The sequence below is a fragment of the Shewanella zhangzhouensis genome, from assembly GCF_019457615.1.
Lineage (GTDB): Bacteria > Pseudomonadota > Gammaproteobacteria > Enterobacterales > Shewanellaceae > Shewanella > Shewanella zhangzhouensis.
Genome location: NZ_CP080414.1, coordinates 3,931,563 through 3,952,289, shown reverse-complemented (window position 1 = coordinate 3,952,289; position 20,727 = coordinate 3,931,563). Strand labels below are relative to the sequence as shown.

Here is a 20,727-nt window from a genome sequence, read left to right as displayed (position 1 = left end):
GCTTTTGCCTGGCGCTAATGTTGAAAGCTTTTGATTGAGAGCAGATCTTTTGTGCTGCCATCATTAAAGCATTGATACTAAATAAATTTGTTTTCAAGCACTCAACGGGTGAGCGGTAGCGCATCACGGCTCGTCGCTGCCGAGTTCACCCTCCCAGTAGTCCACCGCATCCTGCTTACGGCCTACGTGGCGCAGGGTTCGCGCTTCCTGTGGCCCGGTGAACACCAGCAGCTTGTCTGAGTCCGGCTGTTCACATACCTCCACAGGATCCACAGTCGACAGGCACAGGTACCTGAGCTCTGTGCTGCCACTGTTGATTATCTGATGGGCGACCTCAGGGCCGCCCGGTGGACAGGCGATGATGTCCATTGGGCCTATGGGGTAACTTTGCTCGCCAAATCTCAGGGTGCCGGTGCCATCGAGCACTAAAAACATTTCCTCATTTACCCTGTGGTTGTGAAAAGGGCAGACCCGTTTGCCCGGCGGCACCACGGAGACACTGTAACCAAGGCGTTTGGCCCCGATAAGCTCGCTCACCACAAAATAGGTTTCGCCATAAATTCCCTGGCTGCTACTTTGGCCATTCTCAAGGTGATTAAGGTTGATAAAGGGTTTCATCGGCGCTGCCCCGGGTGGCTGAGTAGAGGCTTATTGTTACATGGCTGCTAAATTTGGCAATGATTGAAGAGAAATGAAAAACCAGGGGTGATCAATTAATAAACAAATCAAAAACCAATATTTAACATGTTGATTATATTGAACAAAGTGTGCGTTGAACCCTTGTTTTTACCGGTGGAAACTGCTGTAATTTGCAGCGCCCAACCGGGCATTGCGTTAAACCCCACAGGTGTATCATGCCAAAATCAACACAGCAAAAAAGCCATACCAGGCAAGCACGGCCTCAGTCTGCCGGTGCCGCTCGGGTAACGGGTCTATTGCTCCTGTTGTCTCTGTTCTCCACACAGGGCTAACGGGTCGTTCTGCCAGCCTACGTTGGCTGGCAGACACTGATCCTTTCATTTCATCAATCCTGACTCAGCGGCAGGCGAAACGCCCAAGCTCTGCCAGATTGTGTACCCCAAGCTTTTTCATCATGCTGGCTCTGTGTACTTCAATGGTTCTGAGCGACAGGTAAAGGGTTTCTGATATTTGCTTGTTGGTGAGCCCATCGGTTAACAGCCGCAACACCTGGGCTTCCCGTTCACTGAGCCGGGCAAGTTTCAACCTCAGCCCTGCTACCTCGTAGCGACGCTGGCTTTCGGCCTCAGCCTTATCGATGGCATCGCACAGGGGGGCGGCCTGAACCGGTTTTTGAAAGAAATCGCAGGCGCCTTCGCGAAACGCTGCCAATGCCATTGGCAGGTCGCCGTGGCCGGTAAGAAAGATAATCCCAAGGGGACTTTGCTGATCCACCAGCTCATGTTGCAGCGCCTCACCGCTGAGGCCGGGCATACGGCTGTCCAGGATCAGGCAGCCAGGCTGGGTAATGTCTGCCTGCGCCAAAAAAGCTTCGGCACTGGCAAAGCTGGTTAGCTGCCGACCGCACTGATCCAGCATATAGGTCAGCGAATCCCGAATGGCTTCATCATCGTCCACCAGATACAGGCGCATAGGCCACTCCCGCGTTTTTCTTCCAGCCTAAAAAAGTGTTGAGAAGGGCTCAAGTTTGCTTGCTCGCTTTTGGGGATGGATCACGCAGGGAGCGTATTTTTTGCGGGGGGATTCACGTTGGCGCCCGCCTGCCACAGGCACAATATGCGGTGGAGGTATGGGATGAAGTCGTTGCTGCTGTGCTTGTTATTGTGGCCCCTGTCGGTGCTGGCTACCGATGCCGAAATGGGGGATGACCCCATCGAAGCCGTGTTCCGGGTCGGTGTGCTTGCCAATCATGGGGTCGGCGAGGCGAAACAGCGCTGGCAACCCATGATGAACTATTTGTCGGACAGGGTGCCCGGCATTCGTTTTGAAGTCGAGCCGCTGGATTTTGATGCCATGCGCGAGTCGCTTTTGGACTTGCGCATCCAATTTATTGTGACCAATCCGGGCCAATATCTGAGCCTGTCCAATGAAATGCCACTCTCCTGGCTCGCCACCATGCGCAGCCGCAAACATAACGGTGCCACCTACGCCATCGGCTCCACCATCATAGTGCGCAGTGACAGTCCGGTGCAGGATATCGAACAGCTCGAAGGGGCGCGTATCGTGGCCTCCGATCCCCAGGCGCTCGGCGGCTATCAGGCTACCATTGGCCTGTTGAATCGCCGTGGTTTGGATGCAGGTAACTTCTTTGCCGATGTGCGTTTTCTGGGGTTTCCACTGGAGCCGCTGGTGTATCAGGTGCGCGATGGCATGGTGGATGGCGCTATTACGCCATACTGCACTCTGGAAGAAATGGTGGACTCGGGCCTGGTGCGCCGGGAGGATTTTCGGGTGCTCAACAGCATGCGTCCGGAAGGTTACGACTGTGAAATCAGCACCAGTTTATACCCCAACTGGTCCTTTGCCGCCTCCGATAAGGTACCCGCCCGCATCACCCAGATGGTCACCAAGGCGCTGTTTGAACTGCCCTCAGACTCAGAGGCCGCCATTCGGGCCCGTACTCTTGGCTGGACCGCCCCCATCAGTCAACTCACCGTTATTCGTCTCTATGAAGAGCTTCTGCTTCATGGCAACAGCACCCGACCCCTGGAGCTGGTGCGAGCCTGGCTTAAGGCCAATCTTGAATATGGCATCAGCCTGGTGCTGATTCTGTTTGCCGGTATGGTTTACCACCTGTGGCTCGAATATAAATTTCGCCAAAAGAGCGACAGCCTGATTGCGGCCGAGCGCACCTTAAGGGACAGGGAACTCATGTTGGAGCGGATGCAAAGTGCCGCCATTTTGGGTGAAATAGGCGCCGGTCTTGCCCATGAACTCAACCAGCCCATTGCCGCCATCACCCAATACAGCGAGGGTGGTTTGATGGCGCTGAAGCAGGAAGGGCATGGCTGCGCAGAACAGCGTTTGCTCGCGGTGGAAGAGGTGCTTGGCAAAATCAATCGTCAGTCGATGCGTGCCGGTGCCGTGGTGCATCGCATCCGCAGCTTGCTGCGCCGCCGTCGAGCCAGCCCGGAAGCTGTACTGATGAGTTCCTTGATGAGTGAAGCCCTGGCCTTGTTTCAACGCCCCCTGGAGCAGCAGCGGGTGCAATTGACACTGAAGCAAGAGGGGGAGGAACGGCCGCTGTTGGGGGATGCGGTAGGGCTGAGTCAGCTGCTGGTGAATCTGCTCAAAAATGCCCTGGATGCCATGGAGGCCAGGACTGAGGCAAGGCAAATTGATATCACCCTGGACTTTGAGGCCAGCAAGCCAGGCAGTACCGCAAGGGTGCGCTGGCTGCGGCTGGAGCTTTTGGACAATGGCAGCGGTCTTAAGGCTGAGGCGGCGGAATTAATGCTCTCTTTTGCTACCACCAAGGAAGAAGGTTTGGGCCTGGGGCTGGCCATCTGCCGTGATGTGGTCAATCAGCACGGTGGTGATATTCAGCTGCAAAATCGCCAGGACGGCCGCGGTTGCCGGGTGACTGTGTGGTTGCCACTGCTGACAGAGGAAGAGTCCGCATAAGCTTTTTTATCAGCTGCTTAGGGAAGGTGCGAATAAGTCCCGTGCTTGCTCTGCGTGGGTTTACAACGGATAGATGCAGGGCACAGAACGCAGCGAATGGCCTTAGTCCTTCGCAAGAGCTGTCTGCCTTAGTCAAGCTGCCCCTGATTGAGCCACTGGCGGCGACCCAGTTCCAGCAGCATGCCCACCGCTAACCCGGCGGCGGCATTGACCCCCAGACTGACGATGGCAGTGGCGCCTATCACGAACAGGCAATAGGGTTTGCCATCGAGAAAACGCTTTGACCAGGCCAGTTGCAGCCCGGCGGTGGAAAGCAGGCTTCCAAGAATGGCCATGGGGATAAGCCCCAATAGCCAAGCCACCTGCTCATTCCACCCGATAGCAATAGCCAGGCAAGTGACGCCGAAAATGAGTCCCGCCCACAGCGCCCTGGCACCAAAGTGATATTGTACCGCGAGACCTCCTGCGCCGTGGCACATGGCGGCTCCACCAAAGGGGCTTAACAGCAGATTGGCCAGCCCTGAGCTGGTGGCCAGCGCCTTGGGGCTGAAGCGCTTGGCATCCTCGGGAAACTTGTCTTTGGCCATCACAGAGGTGGCAATCACAGCATTGGTCAGGGTCAGCGCCAGCTGAGGCAACACGAGCAGGGTCGCGGCCGCACTCCAGTCGGAAGCATCGGGCCAGCCCAGATGCCAGGGGGTGTTGTTAAAGCTTGGGCTCATTGCTGCGCCGCTTTGATACTGCCACAGCATGCCGAGCAGGATGATCAGCGGCATGGCGAGGTATTTAAGGGGAAAGAAACGGGACACAAAAACCAGCGCAAAGGCACCAAAGCCCAGCACAGGGGCGTCGGCCATCATCGTAAGGCCCATCCACAGCAACTGCAGCCCGATAGCGAGCTGAATGCCGACGCTGATAGCCTGGGAGATTTGCCGTGCCAGCCAGCTGATGGCACCGGAGGCCGCCAGCACCAGGAGTATGACGCCCATCAGCATGGCGCTGGCTTGCATCATGCCCGGCGTGAGCTGCTGGGCGATGACGAGAGCCGCTATTACCTTCATGGGCTGCACCGGAATTGGGCGGCGATAAAACAGTGCCGTGGCACAGGCGAACAGGCCAAAGCCGAGGAAAATTCCCTGAGGCGAAAATTGGTTGAGCGCGATAAGGCCAAGAACCAGTGGCAGAAAAGTACCCAAATCGGCAAAAGCACCGGTAAATTCGGTGAGCCTGATTGGGGGGATTGGGCGCATGCAGGTTGCCTGAAGAGTGACTATTGCCCCTTATACAGCAAGGGTAATGCCAGCTTTATAAACCTTTATAGGTAGCCAGAGTCTCAAAAACTCCATGGATTCACCATGGCGGTGGACAACTTGACCCTAATTATCTTCAAGTCCCGGATTGTTGTGACTTTTTGAGGCTGTCCACTGGGGTGGCTTTGTCCCATAAAAAAACCGGTACTCAGAGAGAACCGGTTCAGGCAGGAGCGAATGCCTGGAATCTGTTGCAAAGATGCCGCCGATTATCCCCGGCGCAAGGGTGAAGCATGTGAGGGGCCGGATTACCCAGCCCCTTGAGGCGCCAGTGAGCGATTGCGTCACTTGCTCTTGGTGTGTCTTGGACCCTGTTTGTTTTTCATCGGGTCATCTTCGTACCCCAGGGCCTTCCAGTCGAGGCGGTCGCCGCCGTTGTGGCAGGCATTACACTTGAGAGCTTCCTCTTTCTTCGACACCATATGGTTGATTCGCCACCACATTTCAGTTGGCGCAAAACCATATTCACCGCTGTACGTTATCCCCTTGGCCTTCAGCGTCGGGTTGGCTTCCATCCCCAGTTTGGCCGCTTTATCCCAGTCGAACTCGGTCCAGTAGCCGCCGGCGCCGTAGGTTTTGGCAGTGGCAAGAATATTGTGTTTCTTGTCATAGATTTGCTTACCTGTGTGCACCTTGAAGGGGTAGATTTTGGCGCCTGCATCCTGAATATCGCCCAGGGGATAGGAAAGGCGGGTCACTTCATCGGCCTTGATGGGGTCGCCTGCCATATAGGCACCGGCTTTGCCGTTGTACCAGGCATAGGCGGGCTTAACCATCTTGCCCCAGGTGAAGCTGCCTTTCTTCTTCTGGAAGGTCTTGCGGCCGTACTCGTCCAGGGTTTCTTCCCTGTCCTGGCCCGCCGTCGACCAGTCCCAGCTCATCTTGGTGGCTTCGTTACGGGCGAAGAAGGGGATGTGGCAGGTCTGGCAGGCCACGGTGGCTGTGTGTTCGTTGATTTTCTTGTTTTTGTGCGGCGCGCTTTCGTGGCAGTTTTCACAGCCAATATGGTCGATACCGCCGGGAGACACACCCATGGCATTGCCGCTGATGGCGTGGGACTCAGTGGTGTGGCATGCCTGACACTGGAAGTCGTTGCCATCTGCATCCATGTGCACATCGGTGGCCTTGTCGGGGTAGGCCATGGAAGAGTCCAGATCCCCGTGTTTCACCGCATCACCGCCGCCACCGTAGAAGTGACAGCTGCCGCAGTTGTCGCGTACCGGCTTGCCGACGTTTTTGGCCACTTTTTCCAAATCCACCTTGGCCAGTGGCTCACCTGCGCCTGCGGGATCTTTAATGTAGGTGCCCGTGGTGTCGTGACACACCAAACAGTCCACCTTGGCGGCATCGGAGAAATCAAAGCTGCTGTCCTTCCAGCCGTAACCCGCGTGGCAGCTGGTGCAACGTGGCTCGTTACCGGCGATGGAGGTACAGAAGTTATTGATGGCGTTCTTCTTGCCCCGCTCCACTGTGCGGCCGGGCAGCTCCTGGGTCAGGCTCCAGCTCCAGTGGGAGGTTTTCATAAAATCGTGGGCCTCATCTTCATGGCACGCCAGACACTGCTGGGTGACCTCGGTGCCTGAGGCGAAGGGACCTTCGATGGCTTCCTTGTGGGGATTGTCGGCCATTGCCATGCCGCTGCCCAGCAGCATCATGCCGGACAGGGGGGCGAGGGCCCATTGGGAGAAAACTGTTCTCATGGTCAAACTCCTGCCCCGGCAGTGCCGGGGCCTGATGAGGTTAGAACTTCACTGTGAGTGAGGCGTTGAGGTCTACGGCGGTATCCACCACCGGCAGCAGGGACACGGCGCTGCCGGCCATTACGTCATCCACCTTCACAGGTGCGCCAACCGGGGTGCCAGAGCCTGTGTACTCGTAGTCGTAGTAAAGGCCCGCGAGCTTGATAAACATCCGGGGATTGACCTCGAACAGGTAGTAGGCTTCGACCACATGGCCACGGGTGGCGAGCTTGCTGCCGATGGGGTCGTCCTGGGCCTGTGTGAAGGGACTCCAGTATTTGGAACCGTAGTTATACTCAAGGCCAAACTTGCCGAAGGGGGCGGGCATTTGCATGCCGATATAAACGCCGTAGCCGTCGTGGGCGGCATCACTCTCGGCGGCCAGAGGCACCATCATCAGCTCGCTGCCATCGGCGCTGACCTTGCCGGTAAAGGTCGCGTCTGTGAGCAGACCACCAAACATGCCGGCATTGCCGTTTGACTCGGCGCGGGTCCAGCCGAGAGAGGCGAAGGCTTTAAAATCCTCATCGGATTCATACACGTAACCGAGGCCGCCCAGGAACATGTCACCAATCACGCCGCTGGGTTGTACCCGGGTAACAAAGTTGAAGCTGTCGAACTTTTGCATGTCCTGGTACATGGTGGGGGCGAAAATCGCCGCCAGTTCGTTGGGGAAGGCCATGGAGCCCTTGAAGCCATCGTTGATGTCCTTGGCGCCGAACAGGGTCAGCTGCACGAAGTGGTTACCATCGTTGATGACGTCAATGTTGAAGCCGCCGAGGTGGGTGTCTTCAGTGACCAGGTTGCCAAAGAGTTCACCGTTACCCCATTGGGATTCAAAGCCCTGACCGTAGCAGAAGCGTACGACCTGGCCTTCGATGCCGGTGATTTCACCCAGGTTATAACCCAGGGTGGCACCATCGAAGTTAAAGTGCACCAGATGGCCGGAAGGAGTGCCGCCGCGCTGTTCGTTTTCGCGGATATGTGAAGGAGGGCCATAGGTGGACGGGCGGCGACCGATAGACAGATAGAACTCGCTGCCACCGATGTTTTTCCAGTCGAAATACGCACGCTCTACCCGCAGCCAGTCGCCGCTGGTATTGCCGGAGTTGGTGCCGTCCATGGAGAAAGAACGCCAGGAATCAAATACCTGTACACCGGTAGAGTCGCCCCAGTTTTTGTACATGGACAGGCGGCCTGCAAAGTTCACGTTCTCCCACACATTGGCCTTGATATCGAGGCGCAGACGGGTGGTGTAAAAAAGGTCGTTGTCGATATCGTAGGTGTTTGTGCTGCCAAGGGCCCAGGGCATTACACCGGAGAGCTGTCCACCCATAAAGGCGGCGGCCATATCCGGATTGGCGGCCATCATTTTGCCAAGGGGCGAGGTCGGATCCATGGGGTCGCCGTATTCACCGGTCATGGCGCGGCGGCCGAAGTCATCAAAGTTCATCTTGATGCCGGGGTTCCAGGTGACATCCCGGTAGTGCAGCGAGTGCACCTTGGTGCGAAAATCGCCGCTGAAAGTAATTCGGTCCAGCGCTGTGTGGCGCTCGGTTTTATTGACTCGGGTATCGAGGTCAGCCAGTTCTTCCGACAGCTCATCGATTTTTTGTTGCAGCCGCTCGATTTTGGCCTGATCGCTTGTTGCCGTGTTGTCTGCAGCCAGCGACTGAGGGGTAAACAGCAGGGGAGTGAATCCCAGTGCACTTGCCACTGCCAGAGAGATAAGGGTACGCATACTCACGCTCCTGACCGGTCACGCCGGTCGAATTTGGGTTGTAACAGGCCCTGGGGCTTGCCCCATGTGTCCCGCAACCCGGGAATATTTTTCTGGTGTTTGCCCGTTATAGGCGGGCGAGACTTAACCTATCCGGGTTAGCCGCAGGTCTGCGGTTGGTCCGAATCGGCTGCGTGGTCATAGAGAAACTGCTGTACGTCTTTCAGTTCCTGCTCAGACAGCTTTTGGAATACTTCGGGTTTGCCCTTGTGCATATCCTTTTCGAAGAATCTGTCCCATTGGGCCATGGTCTTGCTCATGGGGGTGAGTTCTCCGGCTGCGTCACCTTTGCTGTGGCAGGCTTTGCATTCTTTTTTGTACAGGTGTTTGCCTTTCTTGGGATTACCGCCATCGGCTGCCATAGCGCTGCTGCCGAGGATCAGGCCAAGGAGCAGTCCGAGGCCAATGGAGTGGGTGGTTTTCATCATCATCTTCCTTTCGCGGGTTGGCTGGTTTTCTTCCCTGAACGGGGAGCCGGGCTCCCTCATTTCCTGTTGGCTAAAATTTAACAAAGGACGATAAGGAGAAATTTGAAGTGGATCAGATCCATGAAATTTATCTAATTGATAAAAATTTCATTGAAAAAAATCTAATGAATGTTTTGTAATGCTTTGAAAGGTAATATTTTTAAATTTTATCCCTTACTAATCTTTGGCCAGAAACACTGGTTAAATGTGTGTGATCTATGTGACGTTTTTGAATATCGCTTTCCGCTTAACTACCTCTTTAGGGGGGGGGCTTGGCGTCGAATTCACTGCTTTGATGATCCTCTTGGGTACTTCAGGTTGGGCTGTCAGGTTCAATGAGTCCACCTCAAACGAGAGTCAATCTATCCCGTCTTCTTTCAAACCCGATTTCACCAGGGTGTCTGTTGACAGCAGCCCGGACTTTTAGTGTTGCCTGCATCACAAAGGGGCGCGCTATGTGGTTTTCCACAATACCCCCGCCCACACGCCCTGCAGACAATGGCATTAGCCGGTGAATGCCCGTCATTCGCCACAGAAGAACGATAACGCTAATCCCATTCTGCCTTTGGGCATTTGGAGGAAACCATGATAGAGCTCTGCAGGCGCGACTTTCTCAAAGGTGCCGGTGCGGCCGGGGCGGGGTGTGCCCTGGCTACGGCGCTGCCGGGGACGCTGGCGGCCATGGGGGCACACCCCCTCAGTGGCAGCGAAAAAGCCATTCCGAGTATTTGTGAAATGTGCTCCACCCGTTGCCCGATTTCGGCGCGGGTGCTGGATGGCAAGGCCGTGTATATCGAAGGCAACGCGGCAGCCAAATCCTTTGGCGGCAAGGTGTGTGCCCGTGGTGGTGCTGGCCACAGTTTGCTGTACGACCCACAGCGGTTGGTAAAACCCCTGAAACGTGTCGGCGAGCGCGGTGAAGGTAAGTGGCAGGAGATTGAATGGAGCGAAGCCTACGGCATCCTCGCAAAGCGGCTTGAGCAAATTCGCCGCGAACACGGCGCCGAAGCCGTGGCCTTCTCGTCCAAATCAGGCTCGCTGTCGGGCCATCTGTTTCACTTCGCCAAGGCCTTTGGCAGCCCCAATACCTTTACCCACGCATCTACCTGTCCCGGCGCCTATGTGGTGGCCGCCAAGGCCATGTTCGGTGGCAAGGTGAAGCGGGATCTGGGCAATTCCAAATACATCATCAACTTCGGCCATAACCTTTACGAAGGCATCAATATGTCCGAAACCCGTGCCATGATGAAGGCGCAAACCGACAAGCGCGCCAAGCTGGTGGTGTTTGAGCCGCGCTTCTCCATCGTGGCCGACAAGGCCGATGAATGGTACGCCATTCGCCCTGGCTCTGATGTGGCGGTGGCGCTGGCGCTGTGCCATGTGCTGATTAGCGAAAACCTCTACGACAAGGCCTTTATCGAGCGCTATGTGGAAGGCTTCGAGGCCTTTGCCGCCGAAGTCAGCGCCTATACCCCCGAGTGGGCAGAAACCATTTCCGATGTGCCCGCCAAAGACATTCGCCGTATTGCCCGCGAATTTGCCAAGGCAGCGCCCCATGCGGTGGTGGACTTTGGCCACCGCGCCACCTTCACCCCGGAAGAGTTTGATATGCGCCGGGCCCTGTACGCGGCCAACGTGCTGATTGGCAACTTTGAGCGCAAGGGCGGTATCTACTTTGGCCAGAAGGCGGGCGGTTACAACAAGCTTGCCGGTGAAGCCGTAGCGCCAGTGCTGGGTAAACCCGGCGTGGCCGACATGCCCAAGCCAACGGCAAAGCGTATCGATCAGGTCGATGAGCAGTACGCAATGATGTGGAGTGAAGGCGGTATTTATCAATCGGTTATCGATGCAACCCTGGAGGCCAAACCCTATCAGCTGCGTGGCTGGGTGATGTGCCGCACCAACCCGATGCAAACCATGACTGACCGCGCCAAGGTGGTTGAGTCGCTGAAAAAGCTCGATTTTGTGGCCGTGGTGGATGTGTATATCAGCGAAACCGCCGCCTGGGCCGATTTGATTTTGCCCGAGTCTACCTACCTTGAGCGTGACGAAGAGATCAGTGACAAGTCCGGCAAGAGCCCCGGTTACTACGTGCGTCAGCGGGTGGTGGACGTGATTGGCGACACCAAGCCGTCCTGGCAAATCTTCCGCGAGCTGGGTCTTGAGATGGGCATGGACAAGTACTACCCCTGGGAGACCATGGAAACCCTGCAACTGCTGCAGGCCAACAAGGATGTGGCGCTTTTGAATCACATCAAGGAAAAGGGCTTTGTCAGCTATGGCAAACCGCTGATGTTGCGTGAAAAATCCATGGTGCAGGACTTTGTGGCGGCCTATCCCGGTGCCCATTCCGCGGATGAAGACGGCAGCTACGCCAGCCTGCTCAAGTTCAAAACCCCCAGCGGCAAGATTGAGCTGGTGAGTCCTAAGGTGGAAGCCATGGCCCCGGGCCGTGGCGGCATCAAATACCGGCCCGTGACCTTAAAACAGCCCAATGAGCTCTACTTCATTCAGGGCAAGGTGGCGGTGCACACCAATGGCGCCACCCACAACATTCCCATGTTGGCCAACCTGATGTCGGACAACGCCGTGTGGGTGCACCCCAGTACCGCCGAGGCGCTGGGTATCAAGGATGGTGATGCTATCCGGCTTAAATCCAGCGTGGGCGTGGAAGAGGGCAAGGCGCTGGTCACCAAGGGCATCCGCCCGGATACCGTGTTTGCTTACATGGGCTTTGGTTCGAAAAACCGCGAGCTGGTGCGCGCCAGCGGCAAGGGGATCCACTGTGGAAACCTGCTGCCCAATGTGACTTCACCTATCTGCGGCATGAACGTGCACACCACGGGTGTGATCCTGGAAAAGGCATAAGGGGGCCCGGACTATGAGCAAAAGATACGTAATGGTGCACGACGAGAACAAGTGCATCGGCTGTCAGGCTTGCAGCGTGGCTTGCCGCAGCATCAATCAGGTACCCGATGGAGTTAGCCGCTTGCAGGTGCGCATCGAAGGCCCCTTTGGCGAGGCGCCCCATTTGCACTTCAAGTACAACCGGGTGTCGTGCCAGCAGTGTGAGGATGCGCCCTGCGTCAAGGTGTGCCCAACCGGCGCCGCCTATGTTGGCGACGATGGCATTGTGTCTATCAAGGCCGACAAGTGCGTGGGCTGCATGTACTGCGTGGCCGCCTGTCCCTACAAGGTGCGCTTTATGAACCCTGAAACCAGGGTCGCGGACAAGTGTAACTTCTGTAAGGAAACCCGTCTTGCCCGGGGTGAACAACCCGCCTGTGTCACAGTGTGCCCCACAGATGCACTCTGTTTCGGTGATGCCGCAGACCCTGCCAGCGAGGTGTCCAAACTGCTGGCCACCAAGGTGAGCTATCAGGACAAGACACATCTTGGCACCAAACCCAGGCTGTACCGTATTCCAGCCAAGCGTGGAGGTATCTGATTATGAACAATATCTGGGGTGATATGAGTCAGTACGACGGCATTACCTGGCATTGGGTGATTGCGGTGTACCTCTTTATGGCCGGTTTGTCGGCGGGCAGTTTGCTGATGGGGATTGGTCTGCGCTGGTATCGAGGCCAAACCCAGGGCAGCGGCCTGAGCCTGGGTGAAAGCGCCGTGCTCAAGGCTGCTGCCTTGATTGCGCCAATCGCCATTTGCCTTGGGATGCTGTGTCTGGTGTTTGACCTGACCAAGCCGTTCCACTTCTGGCTGATCCTGATTAACTACAACTTGAGCTCTGTGATGTCGATTGGGGTGATAGCGCTTTTGGTTTACATTCCGCTGACCTTTGCCTATGCGCTGGTGGTGCTCAAAGATGAGCTGCCAAAGTGTGGTCTGGGCTTCCTCGGTGGCCTTGCCGATAGCCTTGGCAAGCTTCGCGGCATGCTGGAAGGTGCGCTCTTTGTGCTGTCGCTGGTGGTGGGGGCCTATACCGGTTTCCTGATTTCTGCGATGAATGCCTATCCTATGCTCAATACCGCGGTGCTGCCTGCGCTGTTTTTGGTGTCTGGCTTATCGGCGGGAGCTGCGGCCAACAGCTTACTGGCAGTACTGATGTTTGGTGGCGATAAGCATGGCAGCCAGGCTTCGGGTGACCACTCTGGCGACCTTGAGCGGCAGCACGCCTTTGAACTGCCGGTGATGGGCATGGAAATGCTGTTCCTGTTTATGCTGTTTACTGCGCTGTATTTCAAAGGTGGCGCAGCGGCGGCGGCCCTGGCATCCCTCTCTGGCGGACTCTGGGCATCGGTGTTCTGGATTGGGGTAGTGGCTATCGGCTTTGGGGTGCCGCTGCTGATGCGCCTCAGCGGTAAACATGGTCGCAGCGCCATGGTAACTGCGGCCTGCGCCAGCCTGATTGGGGTGCTTGCACTGCGGCATTTCATCCTTTACGCCGGTCAATCTTATCTGTCTTGATTGCTCGAATCGATTAACCAAAAAAGCCCGCCAATGCGGGCTTTTTTTATGATGATATTTCAGCGCGTTGTTCCACGCTGAACTAAGCTTTTAAAAGATCGTTGCCGGGTCAAAAACAGAAAAATCAGGGAGAACAGGATGAAGATGAAACTCATCGCCGCCTCGTTGGGGCTGATACTCTGTCCGTACAGCTTTGCTGCCCAGGATGTATTTGAAGCCCGAAGTGACGCCCTGGGCGGCACGGGTGTGGCGTCAGCCAGTTTGGAGGCGGCCCCCTGGATGAACCCGGCGCTCCTGTCTTTGCCCGGTTACACCGAAGGGGACTTTGGGCTGCTTATTCCCGTGCTTGGGGCCGAGGTCTCTGACCAGGATAATATGACAGACAAGTTCGATACCCTCGAAGATAATTATGACGGCCTGGATGCGGCAATCGACAGAGGGGATGTGGATGCCATCGACAGCTTTCGCCAAGCCCTGCTGGGTGATTTACGGGGGCTGGATGGCAATACCGCTTATGCCTCTGCCGGCATAGGATTCAGTTTTGCCATGCCCACCAAAGGGATTAGCTGGGGTGTGTATTACCGCAGTTACCTCGATGGCATTGCCGTGGCGGATATCAGCGATGCCGACATCCAGCTTTTGGAAGCCCTGGACCCACAAGCACCCCCTGCGCTGGAGGATTTAACTTCCCAGGGACGGGTGATTGCTGGTGCCTCGTCTGAGCTGGCGCTTTCGGTCAGCTTGCCGTTATCCATAGTCAATATGCCCGTGACCGTGGGCCTGACCCCCAAACTGCAGCGGCTCGACAGTTTTAATTATGCCGTCAGCGCCAACAATTTCGATGCCGGTGATTTCGACAGCGACGACTATCGCAACGATGACACGGGCTTTAACCTGGATGCCGGTATTGCCTTGATGCCGATGGAAGGACTGACCCTGGGGCTGGTGGGCCGCAACCTGATTGAGCGTGAGCTGGATACCATAGAGTCAGAAGGGGTCAGTGCAACCTACAGGGCAGGGCCCATGGTCACCTTTGGCGCCGCGTTTCAAACCGGCAATTGGCAGCTGAGTTCAGATCTGGACTTGATGGACAACGAGAAATTTGTGGGTCTTGAGGGCACCAAATATTGGCGTTTGGGCGCTGAATGGCATGCACTGGACTGGTTGTCGCTGCGGGTGGGTTACCGTCAGGATCTCAATAATATGACGGCCGATCTCTATTCGTTTGGTACCGGCTTTCAGATAGGTTCAGGATTCAAGCTGGATCTGGCCGGTATGTGGGGAGATAACGACACCCTGGGCGCAGTGCTGCAAAGCTCCTATCACTTTTAAAGCAGCACCTTCGCCGCATTAGCTGGCCAGCAATACCACAAGCGACTTGGTCGCCAGCACCAGTGCACTGATTGAGCAAAGAACCAGGGTAGCGACTCTGGTTTTTTGTTTATCGACCCGCCCAAGGAGCCGACCCGCCACCCAGTAGCCGCAAAATACCGCGGGTAACAGTATGACTGACCATTGGAGCTGCGCCACAGTAACCAATCCGGCAAAGGCCAGGATACTCAAGGCTATCAATGAGCTGAAGATAAAAAATGCCGACAGGGCCGCGCGGAATTTATTGGGGTCTTTACCGGCCAGCAGAATCGCCATCGGTGGGCCGCCAATGGCGGCTATGGTGCCAAAGACACCGGACACAGTGCCGGCGATAAACAGGGTCAGGCGATTGATGGGAGCGCTGATTTTCATCAGGCTCAGCATCACGGCCAGCGCTACAATCACGGCAATGGCGAGTCCCAGTATGGATTGTGGGGCCATCAGCAGCAGGCTGGCACCCAGAATACCCCCAGGAATGCGTCCAAGCAGGGCATATTGCAGACCGGCAAACTCCAGAGCGCTGCGTTCCCTGAGCAAAGTGAGTAGGGCAATGGAGAAGCCCATCAGAATAACGGGCACGGGCACCAGTTCGGGTTCAACCAGATACAGCAGTGGGCTGGCAACCACGGCAAGACCAAAGCCAATCAGGCTTTGGATAAGGGCACCACTGAAGATAATCAGCAGGGCAAGGACCAGGGTGATGAGGTCGGGAAACATCAAAAGCGACTCCAGAAACGACACAAGGACCCATTCGGGTCCTTGTGATATACAGCTGGGAGAGTTATTCCATGTCTTCCCATTCGATGCCCATCTCATCCATCAGTTTTTTCGCCTCTGATGGGATGGAGTCGGGTTTGTCCTTGGACAGATCATCGTCGTTTGGCAGTGGCTGGCCGGTGTAAGCATGCAAAAAAGCTTCACACAGCAGTTCACTGTTGGTGGCGTGACGAAGGTTGTTCACCTGGCGACGGGTACGTTCGTCAGTGAGGATCTTCAACACTTTTAAAGGAATAGACACGGTGATCTTTTTCACTTGCTCATTCTTTTTGCCGTGCTCAGCATAGGGGCTGATGTAATCGCCATTCCACTCAGTCATTGACTCACCTGTTTATTCCAAAATTCGCAGGAGATTTTAAACCCTTACAAACTACAGTCAAATTATTGCTGCGAAATCACCCTAAACATCAACAGATTTTCTTACGTTTAGACGTCTAAACGTCTTGATGCCTATTGACCTGTTGCCGGTGCTTAGGTAAATTTAGCCATCCAGACATCTTTATTTCCGTGCAGTAACATCGGAGGAGTACAAAATGACACAGCGCAAAGCAGCCACCATAGCGGTGCGTCAGGGCATAGAGAGCGACACCCAGCACGGTGCCGTGGTTCCTCCCATCTATTTATCGACCAATTATTCCTTCGATGGCCACAAGAATCCGCGCAAATTCGACTACAGCCGCTCCGGTAACCCAACCCGCTGTATTCTGGGCGAGGCGTTGGCCGAGCTGGAACAGGGTGCGACTGGCGTTATAACGTGCACCGGCATGGCCGCCATTACCCTGGTGACCAGCCTTCTGGGGCCGGACGATCTTCTGGTCGTGCCCCATGATTGTTACGGTGGCAGCTATCGCCTCTTTACCAACCTTGCCAAAAAAGGGGCCTTTAAGCTGGCCGTGGTCGACCAGACCGACGATGCTGCGCTGGCGGCCGTGATTGCCCAAAAGCCGCGCATGGTATGGCTCGAAACCCCATCCAATCCGCTGCTGCGGGTGGTGGATATTCAGGCCATCAGTGCTGCCAGCCACAAAGTTGGTGCACTGGTGGTGGTGGACAACACCTTCCTGTCGCCCATTTTGCAGCAGCCACTGCTTTTGGGCGCCGATATAGTGATTCACTCCACTACCAAGTACATCAATGGCCACAGCGATGTGGTGGGCGGCGCCGTGATTGCCAAAGATGCCGAACTGGGCGAGACCCTGCACTGGTGGTCCAACACCCTGGGCCTTACCGGCAGTGCCTTTGACAGTTATCTCACCCTGCGTGGTATCCGTACCCTGGGCGTACGGGTGCGCGAGCATCAATCCAATGCCCAGCGCATAGTGGAAGTGCTGAAAAACAGCCCCCAGGTGAGCAAGGTGTATTACCCGGGCCTTGCGGACCACCCTGGCCATGAGATAGCCGCACGGCAACAAAAAGGCTTTGGCGCTATGCTGAGTTTTGAGCTGGTGGGCGGCGAAAAAGAAGTGGTGGCTTTCCTCGAAGCCTTACAGCACTTCAGTGTGGCCGAAAGCCTGGGCGGCGTTGAGTCGCTGGTTGCCGTGCCCGCTACTATGACCCACAGAGCCATGGTGCCGGAAGCCCGCGCCGAGGCCGGAATAAAAGACACCCTGCTGCGCCTGTCGGTGGGGATTGAAGATGCAGAAGATTTAGTGGCCGATATCCAAGCCGGCCTGGCTGCCGTAGCAGCCTGTTGAATAGGAGTCAGTGATGGCGCGTTGTCATTTGCATAAGTTTGGTGGCTCCAGTCTGGCCGATGCCGATTGTTACCGCCGCGTGGCCCATATCCTGTTGACCCAGGGCCACAGCGACGATCTGGTGGTGGTGTCCGCCGCCGGTAAAACCACCAACTTTTTGTATAAGCTGCTTTCGCTGCGTGATGCCAAAGCGCTGTGGCAGGAAGAATTGCAGGTGCTGATAAGCTATCAGCAAAACCTGATTGAACAATTGCTGAGTGCCGAGCAGGCCCGTTATCTGCGAGAGCGTCTGTCCACCGATAAGGCGCAGCTGGTCAGCCTCTTGTCACTGGAAACCCTCAACGACTATCAAACCAGCCATGTGGTGAGCTTTGGCGAGCGTTGGTCCGCCAGGTTGATGGCGGCGCTGTTGCGTGAATCCGGCGTGGCGGCAAGCCATGTGGATGCCTGCAGCATACTGGTGGCAGATGAAGGTGCCGTGCCCAATATTCGCGAGCAGGAGTCCCGCGAAAAAGTGGCCGCCATGCTGGCGGAACATGAAAACGAACGCATCGTAATCACTGGCTTTATCTGCGCTAATCCCGCCGGTGAAACCCTGCTGCTGGGCCGTAATGGGTCTGACTTTTCCGCGACCCTGATTGCCAGTCTGGCGGATATCGAACGGGTCACCATCTGGACCGATGTGGAAGGGGTGTTCAACGCCGACCCGAATAAGATAAACGATGCCAAGTTGCTCAAGAGCATGTCTCTGGCTGAGGCTGACCGCTTGGCGCGATTGGGTTCCCCCGTGCTGCACAGCCGCACACTGCAGCCCCTTTTTAACACCCAGGTGAGCATGGCGGTGCGCTCAAGCTATGCCCCCCATACCGACTTCACCCTGGTTGCTCCAACCAGCTCTCAGGCCAGTGCTCCCGTGGTGACTAACCTCTCTGAAGTGGCGCTCTTTTGCCTCACGACTCAGGTCGACGCCGATGCCCTGTTGGCAACTTTGGCTGCCTCTGGGTTAACACCGCTGGCAAGCTGGCAGGGTTCCCGTGGTGGCTTGGAGCTGGCATATACCCCGGAAAATCAAAAGCAGGTCAACGCCTTTTTAAAGGCCAACTCTGAAGCATATGGTCTGGGCGATGTGTCCATCAGCGACGATTTTGGTTTGGTGGCACTGGTGAGCGCCGATGCGGTGCTTTACCGCAAGAGTTTTGCCCGCCTGCTCAGCCGCGAGGCCAAGCCTTTGTATCATGACAGCCTGAGTCTGGTGACCCTGGTGCCCAAGGCCCAGGTAAACCTGCTCACGCAAAAGGTGCACCGCCGCTGCGCCGGGCCGCGCAAGCGCATCGGGGTAATCCTCCTTGGGGTGGGCAATATCGGCGAAGCCTGGGTCAGCCTGTTTCGCCGGGCGCAGAGCAGCCTGTGCCGTGAGCTGGAGGCGCGCATTGAGCTTTTGGGGCTGGTCAGTTCATCCCGCGCCTACATCAATAATGCCGGTGTGCACCTGGACAACTGGAAAACCGAGTTCGAGGAATACGCCACCGACTGGCAATACGGGCAGTTGTTCGATGCCTTATCGACCCTTAATTGCGATGAGTTGGTTGCGCTGGACATCAGCGCCAGTGCCAGCCTGACCTTGCAGTACCCGGAGTTCTTTGCCCGTGGTATTCATGTGGTCAGTGCCAACAAGCTGGCAGGCTCTGGTCCCTTACCCTTCTATCGCGATCTCAAGCAGCAGCTGGGTAACCGTCGTCTCTATTGGCGCTACAACGCCAGCTGCGGAGCCGGTTTGCCGGTGCAGCATGCGCTTAACGATTTACACAACAGTGGTGACAGCGTTGAGGCTGTGGGCGGGATTTTTTCCGGTACGCTCTGTTGGCTTTTCGAGCACTATGACGGTCAGCGTCCGTTTTCTGAATTGGTGATTGAGGCCCGTGGCCTTGGTATCACTGAACCGGATCCGCGGGACGATCTTTCCGGTCGCGATATGCAGCGCAAACTGCTAATCCTTGCGCGGGAAATCGGCCTGGATCTGGAGCTGGACGATATTCAGGTGGAGTCCCCTGTGCCGCAGCATCTGGCGGAGCTGCCGCTGGATGAGTTTCTTGCCCGCATTGATGAACTCGATACCCCAATGGCTGATGCCTTGGCAGCTGCCGCGGCCGAGGGCAAGGTGCTGCGCTATATCGCCGCACTGGACAGAGCCGGTGGTCAGTTAACGGCACGGGTAGGTTTGCAGTGGGTTGATAAGGCACACCCTTATGCCAATCTCACCCCGGGTGACAACGTGTTTGTGATCCGCAGTACTTTCTATCAGGGTAATCCCTTGATTATCAGGGGTCCAGGCGCCGGTCGTGAGGTAACAGCCGCGGCGGTTCAATCTGATCTGGTGCAGATCTGTCGGGATCTCTTGCAGGACTGATTTTATAACATGTTGAATAACAGGGACTCTTTTGAGTCCCTGTGTTTTTTCCGCCTTCTGCTCGCAAAAAGGGCAAGATCGGGCCATTTTTTAACTTGACTTAGAGACGGGAATCTCTAGTATATGGCCATATAGACGTCCAAACGTCCATTTAAAGAATTGAGGGAGTTATCAATGGCATTTCATCACGCACAACACGCAAACTCACTGAACCAGAATCTGGCTGAGGTTGGTGATATCAATGTGTCATTCGAATTTTTCCCACCCTCAACCCCTGAGATGGAGCAGATCCTGTGGAACTCCATCCGCCGTCTCGAGCCGCTGAATCCCAAATTTGTGTCTGTGACCTACGGCGCCAACTCAGGCGTGCGTGACCGTACCCACGGCGTGATTGAGCGTATCCAGCAAGAAACCCAACTGGTTGCGGCCCCGCATCTGACCCTGGTGGACGCCAGCGATGAAGAGCTGTTGGCACTGGCCAAAAATTACTGGAATCAGGGCATTCGTAATATTGTTGCGCTGCGTGGAGACTTGCCTGCCGGCAGCCCTAAACCAACCCGTTTTGCCGCCGATCTGGTTCGTTTGTTGAAGAGTGTTGCCGACTTTGATATTTCGGTGGCCGCCTATCCCGAAGTGCACCCGGAGGCCGCCAATGCGCAGGCGGATTTGGTGAATCTCAAGCGAAAAATCGATGCGGGCGCCAACCGTGCCATTACGCAGTTTTTCTTCGACGTGGAGTCTTATCTGCGTTTCCGCGACCGTTGTGTGGCCGCAGGCATAGATGTGGAAATCGTGCCGGGCATCCTGCCTGTGACCAACTTTACCCAGCTAAAGCGCTTCGCCGCCATGACCAATGTGAGCATTCCGGGTTGGTTGCACCGTCAGTTTGAAGGCTTGGAAAACGACGCCGCGACCCGTCAGCTGGTGGGCGCTAACGTGGCCATTGATATGGTGAAAGTGTTGGCCCGTGAAGGGGTGAAGGATTTCCACTTCTACACCCTGAACCGCGCCGAACTCAGCTACGCCATTTGTCACACCCTGGGGGTTCGTCCCAAGCAGGACTGATTTTTACCCGAAACAGGCCAGACAGGGCTCCTTTTTGAAGGAGCCCTTTTGGTTTTTGGCTGTTCCTACACTAAGGTGAGGGAGTGATG

The 20,727-nt window shown here is 56.1% G+C and carries 16 protein-coding genes; 8 read left to right on the top strand and 8 right to left on the bottom strand.

Translation table 11 applies throughout. The annotated features are described in order from the left end of the window. Positions 1-123: 123 nt before the first annotated feature. Positions 124-618, bottom strand: a complete 495-nt coding sequence (locus K0H63_RS17405; RefSeq protein WP_220065765.1) for a cupin domain-containing protein — start codon at positions 616-618, stop codon at positions 124-126. A gap of 417 nt (positions 619-1,035) precedes the next feature. Beyond that, complete coding sequence (locus tag K0H63_RS17400; protein WP_220065764.1) at positions 1,036-1,611, bottom strand: response regulator transcription factor; 576 nt, start codon at positions 1,609-1,611, stop codon at positions 1,036-1,038. A 162-nt stretch (positions 1,612-1,773) separates the two neighbouring features. Here K0H63_RS17400 and K0H63_RS17395 point away from each other — a divergent pair, with 162 nt between their 5' ends. Beyond that, positions 1,774-3,603 (top strand): sensor histidine kinase, encoded by a 1,830-nt coding sequence (locus tag K0H63_RS17395; RefSeq protein ID WP_220065763.1) that lies wholly within the window; start codon positions 1,774-1,776, stop codon positions 3,601-3,603. 128 nt (positions 3,604-3,731) lie between these two features. On the opposite strand, the gene K0H63_RS17390 is transcribed toward K0H63_RS17395, so the two are convergent. The 4 genes from K0H63_RS17390 to K0H63_RS17375 all read right to left on the bottom strand — a co-directional run bounded on the left by K0H63_RS17390 (position 3,732) and on the right by K0H63_RS17375 (position 8,860). Beyond that, a complete protein-coding gene (locus tag K0H63_RS17390) occupies positions 3,732-4,853 on the bottom strand; it encodes a putative sulfate/molybdate transporter (RefSeq protein ID WP_220065762.1) in 1,122 nt (373 codons plus the stop codon). Positions 4,854-5,197: 344 nt separating this feature from the next. Further along, a complete protein-coding gene (locus tag K0H63_RS17385; RefSeq protein WP_434086733.1) occupies positions 5,198-6,613 on the bottom strand; it encodes a tetrathionate reductase family octaheme c-type cytochrome in 1,416 nt (471 codons plus the stop codon). A gap of 40 nt (positions 6,614-6,653) precedes the next feature. Next, positions 6,654-8,393, bottom strand: a complete 1,740-nt coding sequence (locus tag K0H63_RS17380; RefSeq protein WP_220065761.1) for a DUF3373 domain-containing protein — start codon at positions 8,391-8,393, stop codon at positions 6,654-6,656. A 137-nt stretch (positions 8,394-8,530) separates the two neighbouring features. Further along, positions 8,531-8,860 (bottom strand): c-type cytochrome, encoded by a 330-nt coding sequence (locus tag K0H63_RS17375; RefSeq protein ID WP_220067944.1) that lies wholly within the window; start codon positions 8,858-8,860, stop codon positions 8,531-8,533. 624 nt (positions 8,861-9,484) lie between these two features. Between K0H63_RS17375 and phsA the strand changes: the two genes are divergently transcribed. From phsA to K0H63_RS17355, 4 genes are all read left to right on the top strand, one after another. Next, positions 9,485-11,767 carry a thiosulfate reductase PhsA gene (gene phsA / locus K0H63_RS17370; protein WP_220065760.1) on the top strand — a complete coding sequence of 761 codons (2,283 nt, stop codon included), beginning with the start codon at positions 9,485-9,487 and terminating at the stop codon, positions 11,765-11,767. 13 nt (positions 11,768-11,780) lie between these two features. Then, a complete protein-coding gene (locus tag K0H63_RS17365; RefSeq protein ID WP_126169350.1) occupies positions 11,781-12,347 on the top strand; it encodes a 4Fe-4S dicluster domain-containing protein in 567 nt (188 codons plus the stop codon). 2 nt (positions 12,348-12,349) lie between these two features. Continuing rightward, the gene (nrfD, locus tag K0H63_RS17360; RefSeq protein WP_220065759.1) at positions 12,350-13,324 is read left to right on the top strand and encodes an NrfD/PsrC family molybdoenzyme membrane anchor subunit; all 975 of its coding nucleotides are present in this window, start codon (positions 12,350-12,352) and stop codon (positions 13,322-13,324) included. Positions 13,325-13,462: 138 nt separating this feature from the next. Further along, a complete protein-coding gene (locus tag K0H63_RS17355) occupies positions 13,463-14,656 on the top strand; it encodes a conjugal transfer protein TraF (RefSeq protein WP_220065758.1) in 1,194 nt (397 codons plus the stop codon). Positions 14,657-14,674: 18 nt separating this feature from the next. On the opposite strand, the gene K0H63_RS17350 is transcribed toward K0H63_RS17355, so the two are convergent. Both K0H63_RS17350 and metJ read right to left on the bottom strand, forming a co-directional pair. Further along, positions 14,675-15,412 carry a sulfite exporter TauE/SafE family protein gene (locus tag K0H63_RS17350; protein WP_220067943.1) on the bottom strand — a complete coding sequence of 246 codons (738 nt, stop codon included), beginning with the start codon at positions 15,410-15,412 and terminating at the stop codon, positions 14,675-14,677. Between the two features lie 64 nt (positions 15,413-15,476). Continuing rightward, positions 15,477-15,791 carry a met regulon transcriptional regulator MetJ gene (gene metJ, locus K0H63_RS17345; protein ID WP_011761279.1) on the bottom strand — a complete coding sequence of 105 codons (315 nt, stop codon included), beginning with the start codon at positions 15,789-15,791 and terminating at the stop codon, positions 15,477-15,479. A 214-nt stretch (positions 15,792-16,005) separates the two neighbouring features. On the opposite strand from metJ, the gene metB reads away from it, so the two are divergent. From metB to metF, 3 genes are all read left to right on the top strand, one after another. Beyond that, positions 16,006-17,166: a cystathionine gamma-synthase gene (gene metB, locus K0H63_RS17340; RefSeq protein ID WP_220065757.1), complete on the top strand. Its 1,161-nt coding sequence runs from the start codon at positions 16,006-16,008 to the stop codon at positions 17,164-17,166. 13 nt (positions 17,167-17,179) lie between these two features. After that, complete coding sequence (locus K0H63_RS17335; protein WP_220065756.1) at positions 17,180-19,573, top strand: bifunctional aspartate kinase/homoserine dehydrogenase II; 2,394 nt, start codon at positions 17,180-17,182, stop codon at positions 19,571-19,573. A 174-nt stretch (positions 19,574-19,747) separates the two neighbouring features. Then, positions 19,748-20,638: a methylenetetrahydrofolate reductase gene (metF, locus tag K0H63_RS17330; protein WP_220065755.1), complete on the top strand. Its 891-nt coding sequence runs from the start codon at positions 19,748-19,750 to the stop codon at positions 20,636-20,638. Positions 20,639-20,727 lie beyond the last annotated feature (89 nt).

Coding starts and splice junctions, on each gene's coding strand:
- nrfD (WP_220065759.1), top strand. CDS start 12,350: ATGAACAATATCTGGGGTGATATGAGTCAGTACGACGGCATTACCTGG.
- K0H63_RS17385 (WP_434086733.1), bottom strand. CDS start 6,613: ATGAGAACAGTTTTCTCCCAATGGGCCCTCGCCCCCCTGTCCGGCATG.
- K0H63_RS17365 (WP_126169350.1), top strand. CDS start 11,781: ATGAGCAAAAGATACGTAATGGTGCACGACGAGAACAAGTGCATCGGC.
- K0H63_RS17375 (WP_220067944.1), bottom strand. CDS start 8,860: ATGATGAAAACCACCCACTCCATTGGCCTCGGACTGCTCCTTGGCCTG.
- K0H63_RS17395 (WP_220065763.1), top strand. CDS start 1,774: ATGAAGTCGTTGCTGCTGTGCTTGTTATTGTGGCCCCTGTCGGTGCTG.
- K0H63_RS17355 (WP_220065758.1), top strand. CDS start 13,463: ATGAAGATGAAACTCATCGCCGCCTCGTTGGGGCTGATACTCTGTCCG.
- phsA (WP_220065760.1), top strand. CDS start 9,485: ATGATAGAGCTCTGCAGGCGCGACTTTCTCAAAGGTGCCGGTGCGGCC.
- K0H63_RS17380 (WP_220065761.1), bottom strand. CDS start 8,393: ATGCGTACCCTTATCTCTCTGGCAGTGGCAAGTGCACTGGGATTCACT.
- metJ (WP_011761279.1), bottom strand. CDS start 15,791: ATGACTGAGTGGAATGGCGATTACATCAGCCCCTATGCTGAGCACGGC.
- K0H63_RS17350 (WP_220067943.1), bottom strand. CDS start 15,412: ATGTTTCCCGACCTCATCACCCTGGTCCTTGCCCTGCTGATTATCTTC.
- metB (WP_220065757.1), top strand. CDS start 16,006: ATGACACAGCGCAAAGCAGCCACCATAGCGGTGCGTCAGGGCATAGAG.
- K0H63_RS17390 (WP_220065762.1), bottom strand. CDS start 4,853: ATGCGCCCAATCCCCCCAATCAGGCTCACCGAATTTACCGGTGCTTTT.
- K0H63_RS17405 (WP_220065765.1), bottom strand. CDS start 618: ATGAAACCCTTTATCAACCTTAATCACCTTGAGAATGGCCAAAGTAGC.
- K0H63_RS17335 (WP_220065756.1), top strand. CDS start 17,180: ATGGCGCGTTGTCATTTGCATAAGTTTGGTGGCTCCAGTCTGGCCGAT.
- metF (WP_220065755.1), top strand. CDS start 19,748: ATGGCATTTCATCACGCACAACACGCAAACTCACTGAACCAGAATCTG.
- K0H63_RS17400 (WP_220065764.1), bottom strand. CDS start 1,611: ATGCGCCTGTATCTGGTGGACGATGATGAAGCCATTCGGGATTCGCTG.